Source organism: Williamsia sp. DF01-3, from assembly GCF_023051145.1.
Taxonomy (GTDB): domain Bacteria; phylum Actinomycetota; class Actinomycetes; order Mycobacteriales; family Mycobacteriaceae; genus Williamsia.
In genome coordinates, this window is the sequence record NZ_JALKFS010000005.1 from 3,882,236 (window position 1) to 3,895,020 (window position 12,785).

At 64.1% G+C, this 12,785-nt stretch carries 13 protein-coding genes and 2 tRNA genes; 6 read left to right on the forward strand and 9 right to left on the reverse strand.

What is annotated here, in order from left to right; translation table 11 throughout:
• The first annotated feature begins 61 nt into the window (after window positions 1-61).
• Window positions 62-2,218, forward strand: a complete 2,157-nt coding sequence (locus MVA47_RS20395; RefSeq protein ID WP_247210959.1) for an RNA degradosome polyphosphate kinase — start codon at window positions 62-64, stop codon at window positions 2,216-2,218.
• Window positions 2,215-3,138, forward strand: a complete 924-nt coding sequence (locus MVA47_RS20400; RefSeq protein ID WP_247209627.1) for a bifunctional NUDIX hydrolase/histidine phosphatase family protein — start codon at window positions 2,215-2,217, stop codon at window positions 3,136-3,138. Before MVA47_RS20395 ends, MVA47_RS20400 begins: the two co-directional genes overlap by 4 nt.
• Before the next feature lie 108 nt (window positions 3,139-3,246).
• Here the strand turns inward: MVA47_RS20400 and MVA47_RS20405 are convergent, their stop codons facing one another.
• From MVA47_RS20405 to leuC, 3 genes are all read right to left on the reverse strand, one after another.
• The gene (locus MVA47_RS20405) at window positions 3,247-3,903 is read right to left on the reverse strand and encodes an HU family DNA-binding protein (RefSeq protein WP_120802952.1); all 657 of its coding nucleotides are present in this window, start codon (window positions 3,901-3,903) and stop codon (window positions 3,247-3,249) included.
• Window positions 3,904-4,050: 147 nt separating this feature from the next.
• The gene (gene leuD, locus MVA47_RS20410; protein WP_247209629.1) at window positions 4,051-4,659 is read right to left on the reverse strand and encodes a 3-isopropylmalate dehydratase small subunit; all 609 of its coding nucleotides are present in this window, start codon (window positions 4,657-4,659) and stop codon (window positions 4,051-4,053) included.
• A 30-nt stretch (window positions 4,660-4,689) separates the two neighbouring features.
• A complete protein-coding gene (gene leuC, locus MVA47_RS20415; RefSeq protein WP_247210961.1) occupies window positions 4,690-6,111 on the reverse strand; it encodes a 3-isopropylmalate dehydratase large subunit in 1,422 nt (473 codons plus the stop codon).
• Window positions 6,112-6,197: 86 nt separating this feature from the next.
• Here leuC and MVA47_RS20420 point away from each other — a divergent pair, with 86 nt between their 5' ends.
• Entirely contained in the window at window positions 6,198-6,917 is a 720-nt protein-coding gene (locus tag MVA47_RS20420; protein ID WP_030172009.1) for an IclR family transcriptional regulator, read from the forward strand.
• Window positions 6,918-7,005: 88 nt separating this feature from the next.
• The gene (locus tag MVA47_RS20425; protein ID WP_023963788.1) at window positions 7,006-7,512 is read left to right on the forward strand and encodes a pyridoxamine 5'-phosphate oxidase family protein; all 507 of its coding nucleotides are present in this window, start codon (window positions 7,006-7,008) and stop codon (window positions 7,510-7,512) included.
• Window positions 7,513-7,540: 28 nt separating this feature from the next.
• On the opposite strand, the gene MVA47_RS20430 is transcribed toward MVA47_RS20425, so the two are convergent.
• Entirely contained in the window at window positions 7,541-7,753 is a 213-nt protein-coding gene (locus MVA47_RS20430) for a hypothetical protein (RefSeq protein ID WP_247209631.1), read from the reverse strand.
• A gap of 144 nt (window positions 7,754-7,897) precedes the next feature.
• On the opposite strand from MVA47_RS20430, the gene MVA47_RS20435 reads away from it, so the two are divergent.
• On the forward strand, window positions 7,898-8,128 hold the full coding sequence (locus tag MVA47_RS20435) for a hypothetical protein (protein WP_030172015.1): 231 nt from the start codon (window positions 7,898-7,900) through the stop codon (window positions 8,126-8,128).
• A 38-nt stretch (window positions 8,129-8,166) separates the two neighbouring features.
• Window positions 8,167-9,198: an N-acetylmuramoyl-L-alanine amidase gene (locus tag MVA47_RS20440; RefSeq protein WP_247209633.1), complete on the forward strand. Its 1,032-nt coding sequence runs from the start codon at window positions 8,167-8,169 to the stop codon at window positions 9,196-9,198.
• Window positions 9,199-9,297: 99 nt separating this feature from the next.
• On the opposite strand, the gene MVA47_RS20445 is transcribed toward MVA47_RS20440, so the two are convergent.
• From MVA47_RS20445 to MVA47_RS20465, 5 genes are all read right to left on the reverse strand, one after another.
• Window positions 9,298-9,370, reverse strand: a tRNA-Glu gene (locus MVA47_RS20445).
• A gap of 27 nt (window positions 9,371-9,397) precedes the next feature.
• Window positions 9,398-9,469: transfer RNA gene (locus tag MVA47_RS20450), tRNA-Gln, on the reverse strand.
• A gap of 101 nt (window positions 9,470-9,570) precedes the next feature.
• Window positions 9,571-11,043, reverse strand: a complete 1,473-nt coding sequence (gltX, locus tag MVA47_RS20455; RefSeq protein WP_247209635.1) for a glutamate--tRNA ligase — start codon at window positions 11,041-11,043, stop codon at window positions 9,571-9,573.
• A 47-nt stretch (window positions 11,044-11,090) separates the two neighbouring features.
• Complete coding sequence (locus tag MVA47_RS20460) at window positions 11,091-11,918, reverse strand: alpha/beta fold hydrolase (protein ID WP_247209637.1); 828 nt, start codon at window positions 11,916-11,918, stop codon at window positions 11,091-11,093.
• Between the two features lies 1 nt (window position 11,919).
• A complete protein-coding gene (locus MVA47_RS20465; protein ID WP_247209638.1) occupies window positions 11,920-12,696 on the reverse strand; it encodes a fumarylacetoacetate hydrolase family protein in 777 nt (258 codons plus the stop codon).
• Window positions 12,697-12,785: the final 89 nt, after the last annotated feature.

Sequence of the window (12,785 nt, forward strand, 5' to 3'; positions counted from 1 at the left end):
CCATGATGGTCTGGTGAGCACAGCCGAATCAACGACCCCCGCTCCCCGGCCGCGATCGTCGATGCCGGCCGCCCCGCCGGCAGCCACCGCCGCCCCCACCGCCACAGCGGACCTTCCCGAAGACCGTTACCTGAACCGGGAACTGAGTTGGCTCGACTTCAACGCCCGGGTTCTGGCGCTGGCAGAAGACACCTCGCTGCCGTTGCTCGAAAGGGCAAAGTTCTTGGCCATCTTCGCCTCGAACCTCGACGAGTTCTTCATGGTGCGTGTCGCCGGGCTCAAGCGCAGACACGAAACCGGCCTGTCGGTACGGTCGGCCGACGGACTGTCGCCGCGCGAGCAGCTGGCACTCATCGCACAGCGCACACAGGTGCTGGCCGAACGCCACGCCCGGGTGTTCCTCGACTCGGTCCGCAAGGCCCTGGCAGACAACAACATTCACGTCATCACCTGGGACCAGTTGACCGACGACGAGCGCCGCCGGATGGCCGCGTACTTCCATGAAGAGGTGTTCCCGGTTCTGACCCCGCTCGCGGTCGACCCGGCGCACCCGTTCCCGTACATCTCCGGCCTGAGCCTCAATCTGGCGGTGACCGTCAAAGACGTCGCCGAAGGCGGCGAACATTTCGCACGCGTGAAGGTGCCCGACAACGTCGACCGCTTCGTTCAGGTCGATCGGTTCATGCCGCCGGAATTTCGGCAGAACTACGCGAAAACCGCCGATACCCCGGCGAAAACGGTTCTGCTGCCGCTGGAATATCTGATCGCAGCCCACCTCGATCAGCTGTTCCCCGGGATGGAGATCGTCGAGCACCACGCTTTCCGCATCACCCGCAACGCGGATTTCGAGGTGGAGGAAGACCGCGACGAGGATCTCCTGCAGGCACTCGAACGAGAACTGGCGCGGCGACGTTTCGGTTCACCGGTCCGGCTCGAGGTCGCCGACGACATGACCGAGCACATGCTGGAACTGTTGCTGCGTGAGCTCGACGTCGACCCGGCAGACGTCATCGAGGTCCCCGGGCTGCTCGACCTGTCAAGTCTGTTCCAGGTGGCCGCCGTGGACCGTCCGGCTCTCAAGGATCCGCCGTTCGTCCCGGCCACCCACCCGGCTTTCGGTGAGCGCGAGACACCCAAGAGCATTTTCTCGACCCTGCGTGACGGCGACGTCCTGGTCCATCATCCGTACGACTCGTTCTCCACGAGTGTGCAGCGGTTCCTCGAGCAAGCCGCGGCAGATCCCCAGGTGCTGGCGATCAAGCAGACGCTGTACCGCACCTCGGGCGACTCCCCGATCGTGAACGCATTGATCGACGCTGCCGAGGCCGGCAAACAGGTTGTCGCGCTTGTGGAGATCAAGGCCCGCTTCGACGAGCAGGCCAACATCAAATGGGCCCGACAACTCGAGCAGGCCGGCGTCCACGTCGTCTACGGACTCGTCGGACTCAAGACACACTGCAAGACTTGTCTTGTCGTGCGCCGTGAAGGATCCACCATCCGCCGGTACTGCCACATCGGAACGGGTAACTACAATCCGAAAACCGCGCGGCTCTACGAAGACGTGGGCCTGTTCACCGCGGCCCCGGACATCGGTGCCGACCTGACCGATCTGTTCAACACCCTCACCGGCTACTCACGGAAGGTGGCGTACCGCAACCTGTTGGTCGCCCCGCACGGAGTGCGGGCGGGCATCATCGACCGGATCCTCGCAGAGAGTGAACGGCGTCAGGCCGGCCACACCGATGCTCGTATCCGGTTGAAGATGAATGCTCTGGTTGATGAACAGGTCATCGACGCCCTGTACCGGGCGTCGCAGGCCGGCGTTCCTGTCGAGGTCGTGGTGCGCGGGATCTGCGCGCTCCGGCCGGGCGTTCCGGGTATGAGCGACAACATCACCGTCCGCTCGATACTCGGACAGTTCCTGGAGCACTCACGTGTTCTGCATTTCCAGTCCCTCGACGAGTTCTGGATCGGCAGCGCCGACATGATGCACCGTAATCTCGACCGCCGCGTGGAAGTGATGGCGCAGGTGCGCGATCCACGACTGACCCGCGAACTCGACGACGTCTTCAATTCGGCGATGGACCCGACCACCCGCAGTTGGGTGCTCGGCGAGGACGGCGGCTGGACGGCGTCGCCTGCCGCAGGTGAAGAGGTACGTGATCATCAGCGCCAGATGATGCGTCGCAACCGTAGCCGGGCCGACCTGATCCAGTGAGTAAAGCGGCAGACGGCAAGAACACTGTTGTCTATGCGGCCGGCGGAGTCGTGTGGCGCGAGAACTCCGCCGGTGACGTCGAAGTCGTGATCGTCCACCGCCCGCGGTACGACGACTGGACGCTGCCCAAGGGCAAGGTCGAGTCGGGCGAGACATTGATCAGCACCGCGGTACGGGAGATCAAAGAAGAAACCGGTTACGACGTCCGGCTGGTACGGCACCTACGCATGGTCAGCTACGACCTACGTGGACCCGGTCGCAAGCACGTGCACTACTGGTCCGCCGAAGCGGTCGGTGGCAGCTTTACACCCAACCACGAGGTTGACGAAATACGTTGGCTGCCAATCGAATCAGCGGCCGAGCAACTTTCCTTCCGGCTGGACCAGAAGGTCTTGGCAACTTTCGGGCAGCTACCCGCACGACTCGACACGGTCCTACTGGTGCGTCACGCCAAGGCGGGCCGCAAATCTCGGTACCACGGCGATGACCGTCTGCGGCCGTTGGAGAAGGTCGGCCGAACCCAGTCCGAGGCGTTGCTCGGTCAGTTACTCGCGTTCGGGCCCACGCATGTGCACTCCGCTGACCGCGTTCGGTGCGAGCAGACAGTGGCACCGCTTGCTGATGAGCTGGGTGTGTCGATCATCAGCGAACCCAGCCTGGCCGAGGAAGCATTCAACGACGATCCCAAGCCGGGGCGGCGGCGGATCCGAGAGATCGGTTGCGAGAGCGGGATCCATGTCGTGTGCAGCCAAGGCAAGGTCATCCCGCCGCTGATGAAGTGGTGGTCGGCGCACGACGGTGTGAAGCTGCCGCCCGCACGAAACCGTAAGGCGAGCGTGTGGGTGCTTTCTTTGTTGGACGGCAAATTGGTTGCTGCCAACCACATCGACAGCCCACTGCCCGGCAGCCCCGGCACCTGATCTCGGGACGTCCCACCTTGCCCTAGCGCGCAGGGGTGGCCACAACACAAAACAAACCCCGGCGGAGGGAAGGTCCGCCGGGGTTTGTTCGGTCTGGTGCTGGTCTGGCTACTTGCTTGTGCGCTTTGCAGCGGTCTTCTTGGCCGGAGCCTTCTTGGCAGCGGTCTTCTTGGCCGGTGCTGCCGTGGTCTTCTTGGCAGCGGTCTTCTTGGCCGGTGCTGCCGTGGTCTTCTTCGCGGCGGTCTTCTTGGCCGGTGCTGCCGTGGTCTTCTTCGCGGCGGTCTTCTTGGCCGGTGCTGCCGTGGTCTTCTTGGCAGCGGTCTTCTTGGCCGGTGCTGCCGTGGTCTTCTTCGCGGCGGTCTTCTTGGCCGGAGTGGCCGCCTTCTTGGCCGGAGCCGCCTTCTTGGCGGCGGTCTTCTTGGCCGGTGCACTGCTCGAAGCAGTTGCACTGCCCCGCTTGACTGCTGGTCCCGACGCGCTCAGCTTCTGCTTGCCGGAGACCACCAACTTGAACTGGGCGCCCGGACGGAATGCCGGAACCCAAGTCGGACGGACCTTGACTGTTTCACCGGTGCGGGGGTTGCGGGCAACCCGTGCAGCGCGGCGACGCTTTTCGAAAACACCAAAGCCGGTGATCGTGACGCTTTCGCCTTTGTTCACAGCGCGAACGATCGTATCGACGATGTGCTCAACGGCATCTGTAGCCGTCCGGCGATCGGTCCCCAACTTCTTTGTCAGTTCCTCGATGAGCTCTGCCTTGTTCATGGATTCAACCTCCGCAAACTGTTGGCCCACTTTGGGCCAGCTACAGGACACGGTAAACGTCAAATGGCAAAACGTCCACGATCCACGCCAAATTCACCCGGCGTGGCGAAAGGTTTGTCCTCTAACAGGTTACGTCAGAGGCCGGCTTCAGGCTCCCGAGGGAGGGACCGGCAGGGTTTTCGGTTTCCATACGGGCCTTAACTTTTCATACGCAGAAATGGCTTCGACCTGCCGCAATGTCAGTCCGATGTCGTCCAGACCCTCCATCAGACGCCACCTTGTGTACTCATCAATTGCAAAGCGCACCACTAGGTCCCCGGCGGTGACGGTCTGATCTTCAAGGCTCACCGTCAATTCCAGTCCCGGCTGCTCTTCGAGCCGTTTCCAGAGCAGTTCGACGTCCGACTGCTCCACCTGGGCGGCCACCAAACCCGCTTTTCCGGCGTTTCCGCGGAAGATATCGGCGAATCTCGACGAGATGACAACCCGAAATCCGAAGTCGGATAACGCCCAGACGGCGTGCTCGCGCGACGACCCGGTGCCGAAGTCGGGCCCGGCCACGAGCACCGAGCCGCGGTTGTACGGCTCGGTGTTGAGGACAAAATCGGGGTCGTTGCGCCACGCGGCGAACAAACCGTCCTCAAAGCCCGTGCGAGTCACCCGCTTCAGGTAGACCGCCGGGATGATCTGATCGGTGTCGACGTTGCCCCTGCGCATCGGGACGCCGATGCCGGTGTGCGTGGTGATCGGTTCCATCGTCTGTTCTTTCTTTTCGGCCTGTGAGATTTATCGGACGGGATCGGGCAGATCCGTGGGCGCAGAAAGCCGACCTCGGATGGCGGTGGCCGCCGCCACCGCCGGTGAGACCAGGTGGGTTCGGCCGCCCTTGCCCTGTCGCCCTTCGAAATTCCGGTTCGATGTGGACGCACACCGTTCCCCTGGCGCCAGCTGGTCCGGGTTCATCCCCAGACACATCGAGCACCCCGCCTGTCGCCACTGTGCGCCTGCGGCATCGAATATCTCACCGAGGCCCTCCTGCTCGGCCTGCAGCCGCACACGGGTGGACCCGGGAACGATCAGCATGCGCATCCCGTCGGCGATCGTGCGACCGTCGAGGATCTCGGCCACCGCACGTAGGTCCTCGATGCGCCCGTTGGTGCACGATCCGACGAAGACGGTGTCCACCTCCACATCACGCAGTGGGGTTCCGGGCTTCAAATCCATGTACTCGAGCGCCTTCTGCGCCGAGGCGGCCAGCCCCTCGTCGGTCATCTCGGCCGGGTCCGGCACCGTGGCACCAAGAGGCGCGCCCTGGCCGGGGTTGGTCCCCCAGGTGACGAACGGCGTCAGCGACGCCGCGTCGATGTGCACCTCGGCATCGAAGACAGCGTCCGGATCGGTACGCAATTGTCGCCAATTCTCCACCGCCGCGTCCCAATCGGCACCCTGCGGGGCGTGCGGACGGCCCTTGATGAACTCGAAGGTGATGTCGTCGGGAGCGATCAGACCCGCGCGTGCGCCGGCCTCAATCGACATGTTGCACACGGTCATCCGTGCCTCCATCGACAGCTTCTCGATCGCCGATCCGCGGTACTCGAGGACGTAGCCCTGTCCTCCGCCGGTGCCGATCTTTGCAATGATCGCCAAGATCAGGTCTTTGCTCGTCACGCCGGGCGGCAGCTCGCCGTCGACGGTGATCGCCATTGTCTTGAAGGGGCGCAACGACAAAGTCTGAGTGGCCATGACGTGTTCGACCTCGGAGGTGCCGATGCCCATAGCGATCGCACCGAAGGCGCCGTGGGTCGAGGTGTGGCTGTCGCCGCAGACCACTGTCATACCGGGCAGGGTGAGTCCGAGCTGTGGACCGATGATGTGGACGATGCCCTGTTCGGCGTCGCCCATCGAATGCAGTCGGATACCGAACTCTTCGCAGTTGCGGCGAAGGGTGTCCACCTGCAATCGCGAGATGGGGTCGGCGATGACCTTGTCGATGTCGACCGTCGGGACGTTGTGGTCCTCGGTCGCGATCGTGAGGTCGGGCCTGCGCACCGGACGGTTCGCCAGGCGGAGCCCATCGAATGCCTGCGGACTGGTCACCTCGTGCACGAGATGTAGATCGATGTAGATCAAGTCGGGGTTGCGCGAGGATCCTTCTCCCTCACCGCGGACCACAACATGCTCTTCCCAGACCTTTTCGGCCAGGGTCATCGGACGGTCGGTCACCACAATCACCACTTTTCTGTCTTACCGAGTTGGGGCTGGCATCTCAGTATGCGAGAGCATAGTATCGGCTTGTGAGAAATGATACCGCATCGGCCACCTCCAGTGGCATCGGTGTTCTGGACAAATCCGTTGCAGTTCTGCACGCCGTCGCCGAGGGCCCGTGCAATCTGGGAGAGCTCTGTTCACGCACCGGCCTGCCCCGCGCCACCGCGCACCGATTGGCGGTCGGCCTGGAGACCCATCGACTGCTGGCACGCAACACATCCGGCTTGTGGTGCCCCGGTCCGGTCTTGGGCGAATTGGCGGCCGGAGCCACCGACACGGTCCGCGAGGCCGCAGCCCTGGTGCTGCCGAGGCTTCGCGAGATCACCGGGGAAAGTGTGCAGCTCTATCGCCGCGAAGGTGCCGACCGCATCTGTGTCGCGGCGATCGAACCGCCGTCGGGGCTTCGGGACACGGTCCCGGTTGGCGCGCGTCTGCCGATGAACGCCGGTTCCGGAGCGAAGGTCCTTCTTGCCTGGGCTGATCCGGCAACTGCGCGATTGTTGTTGGGAGAGAACGGGTTCAGCGAGCGAACATTGCTCGAGGTGCGACGGCGCGGCTGGGCACAGAGCGTCGGAGAACGCGAGCCCGGCGTCGCGAGTGTGTCCGCCCCGGTTCGCAGCCCAAGCGGTGAGGTGATCGCGGCGATCTCGGTATCCGGCCCCATCGACCGTATGGGCCGGCGTCCGGGATCGCGATGGGCCGCTGACCTGCTGGCTGCAGCCGATGCGATCAACAAGCGGCTGTAGCACGGCATTAGTGTGTGAGAACACGTTTATCTGAGATGGAGATTGAGGGTCGTCGACCCATCACTCTCCCGCGGCGAGAGGGCACGGAGTGGGTACGAACGAGCGCGGCAAGATTGTCATGAGCGAGGACGAGATCTCGACGTTCATCGTCCAGAGCCGAACCGCGACACTGGCAACGGTGTCCGCTCAGGGCAGGCCGCACCTCGTCGCGATGTGGTACGCGGTGATCGACGGCGAGATCTGGTTCGAGACCAAGGCCAAGTCACAGAAGGCGGTGAACGTGCGCCGCAACCCGATCTGCACCGTGATGATCGAAGACGGCCTGACCTACGACAAACTCCGCGGCGTTGCGATCGAAGGCACGGCATCGATCCACGACGACCCCGACACCATCCTGAAGGTCGGGATCAGTGTGTGGGAACGGTACAACGGCCCGTACACCGAAGAGATGCGACCGTTCGTGGACCAGATGATGAACAAGCGCGTGGCGGTCCGGGTCTCACCCGACCGCGTCCGCAGCTGGGATCACCGCAAGCTGGGTATGCCCGAAATCCCGTTGGCCGGCAGCACAGCTGAGTTCCTGAACCAGCAATGATCGCGTGCACCGACCGCGGAGTGTGTGATCACTCGGCCAGGTGCGCGGCGATCTCGTCCAGGACCGGGTCACCGTCGGCTGCATTCTGGACCTGATCGCGCCACGACGACAATTTCGCATCCCTCGCATGGATGTCGTCCGCACTCTCGGTGGCGCTGGTTGTCGATGACGTCCCCGGCATGTCGGGTGATGATGATCCGATCCTCAGGTCGAGTTCGGCGAGCAGCTCGTTCTTGGTCATTGGGCAATCCTGCGTCAGCGACGTCGGTTTCTTCAACTCGCCGCCCGATCGACGGCATCAGAGACGCACACGCGGTGGATCCACTCAGCTGTCCGACGGCTTTTGTACGCTCATCGGGTTGACCCCGTACTCGAGGAGGTACCGATGGTGCACTATCTGCGCCTCGTCTCGGACTCTGGTCGCGAGTTGAACTACCGGCTCCATCACGATGCCGATCCCGACTCGATCCAGACCTGGCTCGCCGAAGGCGTTCGAGCGCAAGCGTTCGTCAACGTGCCGATCGTGATGGACGGCCAGGTGGAGATCACCACGCTCGCCGTGCAACCGGGGCGCTGGGCGGCCTGGATGGTGTTCCACGTCGCCCAACCGCTCTGACGCGACCGCACCCGACAAGACACCTAGGAGACGCTGCCGTGGCAGATCCCGTCTGGCTCGCCGACGTTCTGCGCGCCGAGGGTGTGGAGACCGTCGAGTATCCGGGCTGGCTTGACCGCGGCCACGGCGACTTCGGCCAGATCACACATGTCATGGCACACCACACCGGTGGCGACGCCAGTCCCCGATCCATCGCCGAGCATCCTGAGCTGGGACTGAGTTCCCAGATACACCTTGCCCGCAACGGCGTCGCGACAGTTGTGGGCGCGGGCATCGCCTGGCATGCCGGTCCTGGCGACTGGCCCGGCATTCCCACCGATGACGCCAACCGGGTCTCCATCGGGATCGAGGCGGAGAACAGCGGCACCGAAGGATGGTCCGCGGCGCAGTACTGGGCTTACGTGAAGGTGTGTGCAGCGATCTGCCGACGGCTCGGACTGGGCGCAGATCGCGTCATCGGTCACAAGGAATGGGCCGGCCGCTCGCAGGGGAAGTGGGACCCGGGCGGCATGGACATGGACGCGTTTCGGCAAGACATCCAGCAACAGATCAACCGAGGCCCGACACCGCCGGCGGTCAACCAGATCGATGAAGTCCAGAAGGTGGCGGGTTTCTGGCTGGGAGAACGTGAGACGCCCGGAGAGATGGTCTGCGGATCAGACGGCGCGGGCAGGTACGCGAAGTTCCGCGCCGGCTACATCTACTGGCACCCGCGGTTCGGCGCACATGCGGTGAACATGCGCATCTTCGAGTACTGGGCCGGATTGAACTGGGAGAACGGTCCTCTGGGTTACCCCGTGCAGGGTCACACCTACGTGGAGGGGGTGGGCGACATCCAGGCGTTCGAACGCGGCGTCGTGTTTCGCAGATTGGGAGCCGACCCCGGACATCATGTTCACGGCGTGATCGGCGACGCGTACTACCGCCGAGGGGCCGAAACCGGTGAGCTGGGTTGGCCGGTGTCCAACGAGTACGAGTACAACGGCGGCCGAGCACAGGACTTCGAAAACGGCTCGCTGGCCTGGCATCCCACCGGGGCCGTTCGTATTTCCACACCGTCCACCGACTGAATCGGGGCGACGGGCTCTGCCGACCCGAAGACTCTGCAGCCGCGACCCAAAACAAAAGACCCTCTCCCCTGCATTGCAGGTGAGAGGGTCTTTCTGTTGTAGCCCCGACGGGATTCGAACCCGCGCTACCGCCTTGAGAGGGCGGCGTCCTAGGCCGCTAGACGACGGGGCCAGAACTGTCACAGCTGCGCTGTGAACGCTGGGGTACCAGGACTCGAACCTAGAATGGCGGTACCAGAAACCGCTGTGTTGCCAATTACACCATACCCCAATGGGTGCTTTCCAAGCCGCTTGTGACCGCCGGAAAAGCGCCGAAAAGAAGGGTATCAAACCCCCCGCCAGAACCTACAATCGCCAGCTCAGAACGGGTTTTCAGCAGAAGTTTGCCCGGGCCTGCCGCAAACGTTCGAGACTGCGCGCCTCGCCGAGCAGCTCGAGCGACTCGAACAGTGGCGGGCTGATGTGGGATCCGGTCACCGCCACCCGCACCGGGCCGAACGCCTTGCGCGGCTTGAGCTCCAGCTTGTCCACCAGCGCATCTTTGAGGGCCGCCTCGATCGCGGGGGTGGTCCACTCGTCCAGAGCGCTCAGGGCGGCGATGGTGGCGTCGAGCACCGGCCCGGCGTCGGCTCCCAGATTTTTGCGCGCAGCCGTCTCGTCGATGGCGAACTCGTTGTCGGGAACATAGAGAAACGCGATCAAGCCCCATGCGTCACCGAGAACCTGGATGCGGGTCTGCACCAGATCGGCGACCACGGTGAACTGTTTGTCGTCCACCGGCTGGGTCAGCAGCCCAGCGGAGACCAGGTACCTGCGCAGCCGGCCGGCGAAGTCGTCCGGAGCCAAGCGTCGAATGTGCTCGGCGTTGATCGCGTCGGCCTTCTTCTGATCGAACCGGGCCGGGTTGGAGTTGACCTGACGGATGTCGAACGCCGCGATCATCTCGTCGAGGGTGAAGATGTCGTGATCGTCGGCGATGCCCCAGCCGAGTAGCGCCAGGTAATTCAGCAGCCCCTCGGGGATGAATCCCCGGTCGCGGTGGTGGAACAGACTCGATTCCGGGTCGCGCTTCGACAGCTTCTTGTTGCCTTCGCCCATCACAAACGGAAGGTGACCGAATTCCGGTGTGCCCTTTGCGATTCCGATCCGTGTGAGCGCCTCGTACAGCGCGATCTGGCGAGGCGTGGACGACAGCAGATCCTCGCCCCGCAGTACGTGGGTGATGTTCATCAAGGCATCGTCGACCGGATTGACCAACGTGTACAACGGATCACCGTTGCCGCGCGTCAAGGCGAAGTCGGGGACCGTGCCCGCCCGGATCACCGTGCGGCCGCGCACGAGATCGTCCCACTCGATGTCGCGGTCGGGCATCGGCAAACGCACCACCGAGGTTCGGCCCTCGTCGCGGTAGGCCTGCTTCTGCTCATCGGTCAGAGTGCGGTCGAAGTTGTCGTAACCCAGCTTCGGGTCGCGGCCGGCCGCCTTGTGGCGGGCCTCGACCTCGTCGGCCGTCGAGAAGGCCTCATACGCTTCGCCGGCCTCGAGCAGCTTGGCCACCACGTCGAGATGCTGTGCCTTGCGCAGCGACTGACGGTACGGCTCGTACGGGCCACCGACCTCGGGGCCCTCGTCCCACTCGAGCCCGAGCCAGCGAAGGGCGTCGAGCAGGGACTGATACGACTCCTCGCTGTCTCGCGCCGCGTCGGTGTCCTCGATCCGGAACACGAAGGTGCCGCCGGTGTGCCGCGCGTGGACGAAGTTGAACAGCGCGGTGCGCACCAGACCGACGTGGGGGGTGCCGGTCGGTGATGGACAGAAACGGACGCGGACCTGCGAATCACTCATGTCCCCAGGCTATCGCTGACCGCCGGCCGCCCTCGCCCGGTCGTGGCTCAGCGGGCGTGCTGGTCGAGGAACCCGATCAGCAATGAGTTCACCTCGTCGGGTTGCTCGAGATACCCGTAGTGTCCGGCCTTCTCGACAACGCGGTACTCGGCACTGCCGATCGCGTCGGCTACCTCGCGCGCAAGGTGAGGTGGCAACGTCCGATCGTCGGCGAAGCCGACCACGAGAGAAGGCGTGTTGATGGCCGCATAGGCCGACAGCCGGTCGCTCTCGCCGTCGTGCAACGCCAGTTGCGCACGAACTCCCGCGGTGTTGGATTGACCCGAGAATTCGATGACGTCCAGCCAATCCCGGACCGCGGCGTCGTCGTCGAGTGTGTGCCGCGACAGGTTCAGGTGCGCGGTGATCGCGGCGTGATAACGCGGCGGGAGCGTGATGCCCTGGTCATACAGGGCACGCTCACCCTCTGAGATCGCCTCCTGGAGAGGCCCGCTGCGGCCGTACGTGGCGATCATCGCCGCGCACTTGACGAGTTCGGGACGAGCCAGCGCCAACTCCTGGGTGATCTTCGCTCCCAGCGAGGTGCCGATCACCGCGGCCGGGCCCGCACCGATGAACTCGATCAGTGCCGCGGTGTCGGCCACCATGTCGGCGAGGGTGAACCCACCGGGGCACTCGCTCGACGGCGAGATCCCGCGATTGTCGAAGGTGATGACCCGGTAGCCGGCCTTGACCAACGCCGGCTGCTGGTGCGCCTTCCACACCCGGCCGGGGCTACCCGTCCCCATCACCATCACGACCAGAGGACCGGTCCCCGCGTCTTCAAAACTCAGCTGAATTCCGTTGACCTGAGCGGTCTTGGGTTGCGGCCGCATGTCACTTGCCCCGATCGGCGATCGGATTGGTGAGGGTTCCGATGCCCTCGACCGTCACACTCACCGTCTGGCCGGCGTTCATGGGGCCGATACCTTCTGGGGTGCCAGTCAGGATGACGTCGCCCGGGAGCAGGGTCATCACCGCGCTGATCCACTCCACGATCTCACCCACGTCGTGGAGCATCAGACTGGTCCGACTGCGCTGCTTCACCTCGCCGTCGAGTTCTGTGCGGATCTCGAGATCGCTTGGGTCGAGCTCGGTTTCGATCCATGGGCCGAGAGGACAGAATGTGTCGTGCCCCTTACCGCGGGTCCACTGACCGTCGGCCTTCTGCTGATCGCGAGCAGTCACATCGTTGCCGACCGTGTAGCCGAGGATGACGTCTTTGGCGGCAGAGGCCTTCACATCACGGCACGGTCGCCCGATGACAACGGCCAGCTCGCCCTCGTAGTCGACCCGCTCCGACGACTTGGGTCGCAGAATGGGCACCTGGGGACCGATGATCGACGTGTTCGGCTTGATGAAGATGACCGGGTTCTGCGGCACGTCCGATTCCATCTCGGCAGCATGCGCGGCGTAGTTCTTACCGATGCAGATCACCTTGCTGGCGAGGATGGGCGCCAACAGCCTGGTGTCGGCCAGTTGCCAGCTGCGGCCCGTGAACGTGGGTGTGCCGAAGGGATGCTCGGCGATCTCGCGGGCGGTGGCATCACCGCCTTCTCCCTCGATACTGACAAAGGCAACCCCGTCGGGGCTCGCAATTCGACCTAGACGCATGGTCGCCACACTATCGCACCGGCGCCGTCTCACAGGGCGGGAGCCGGGTTGGTTGCATTCCCTAAGTGTTTTAGAATGTGGACGATCAG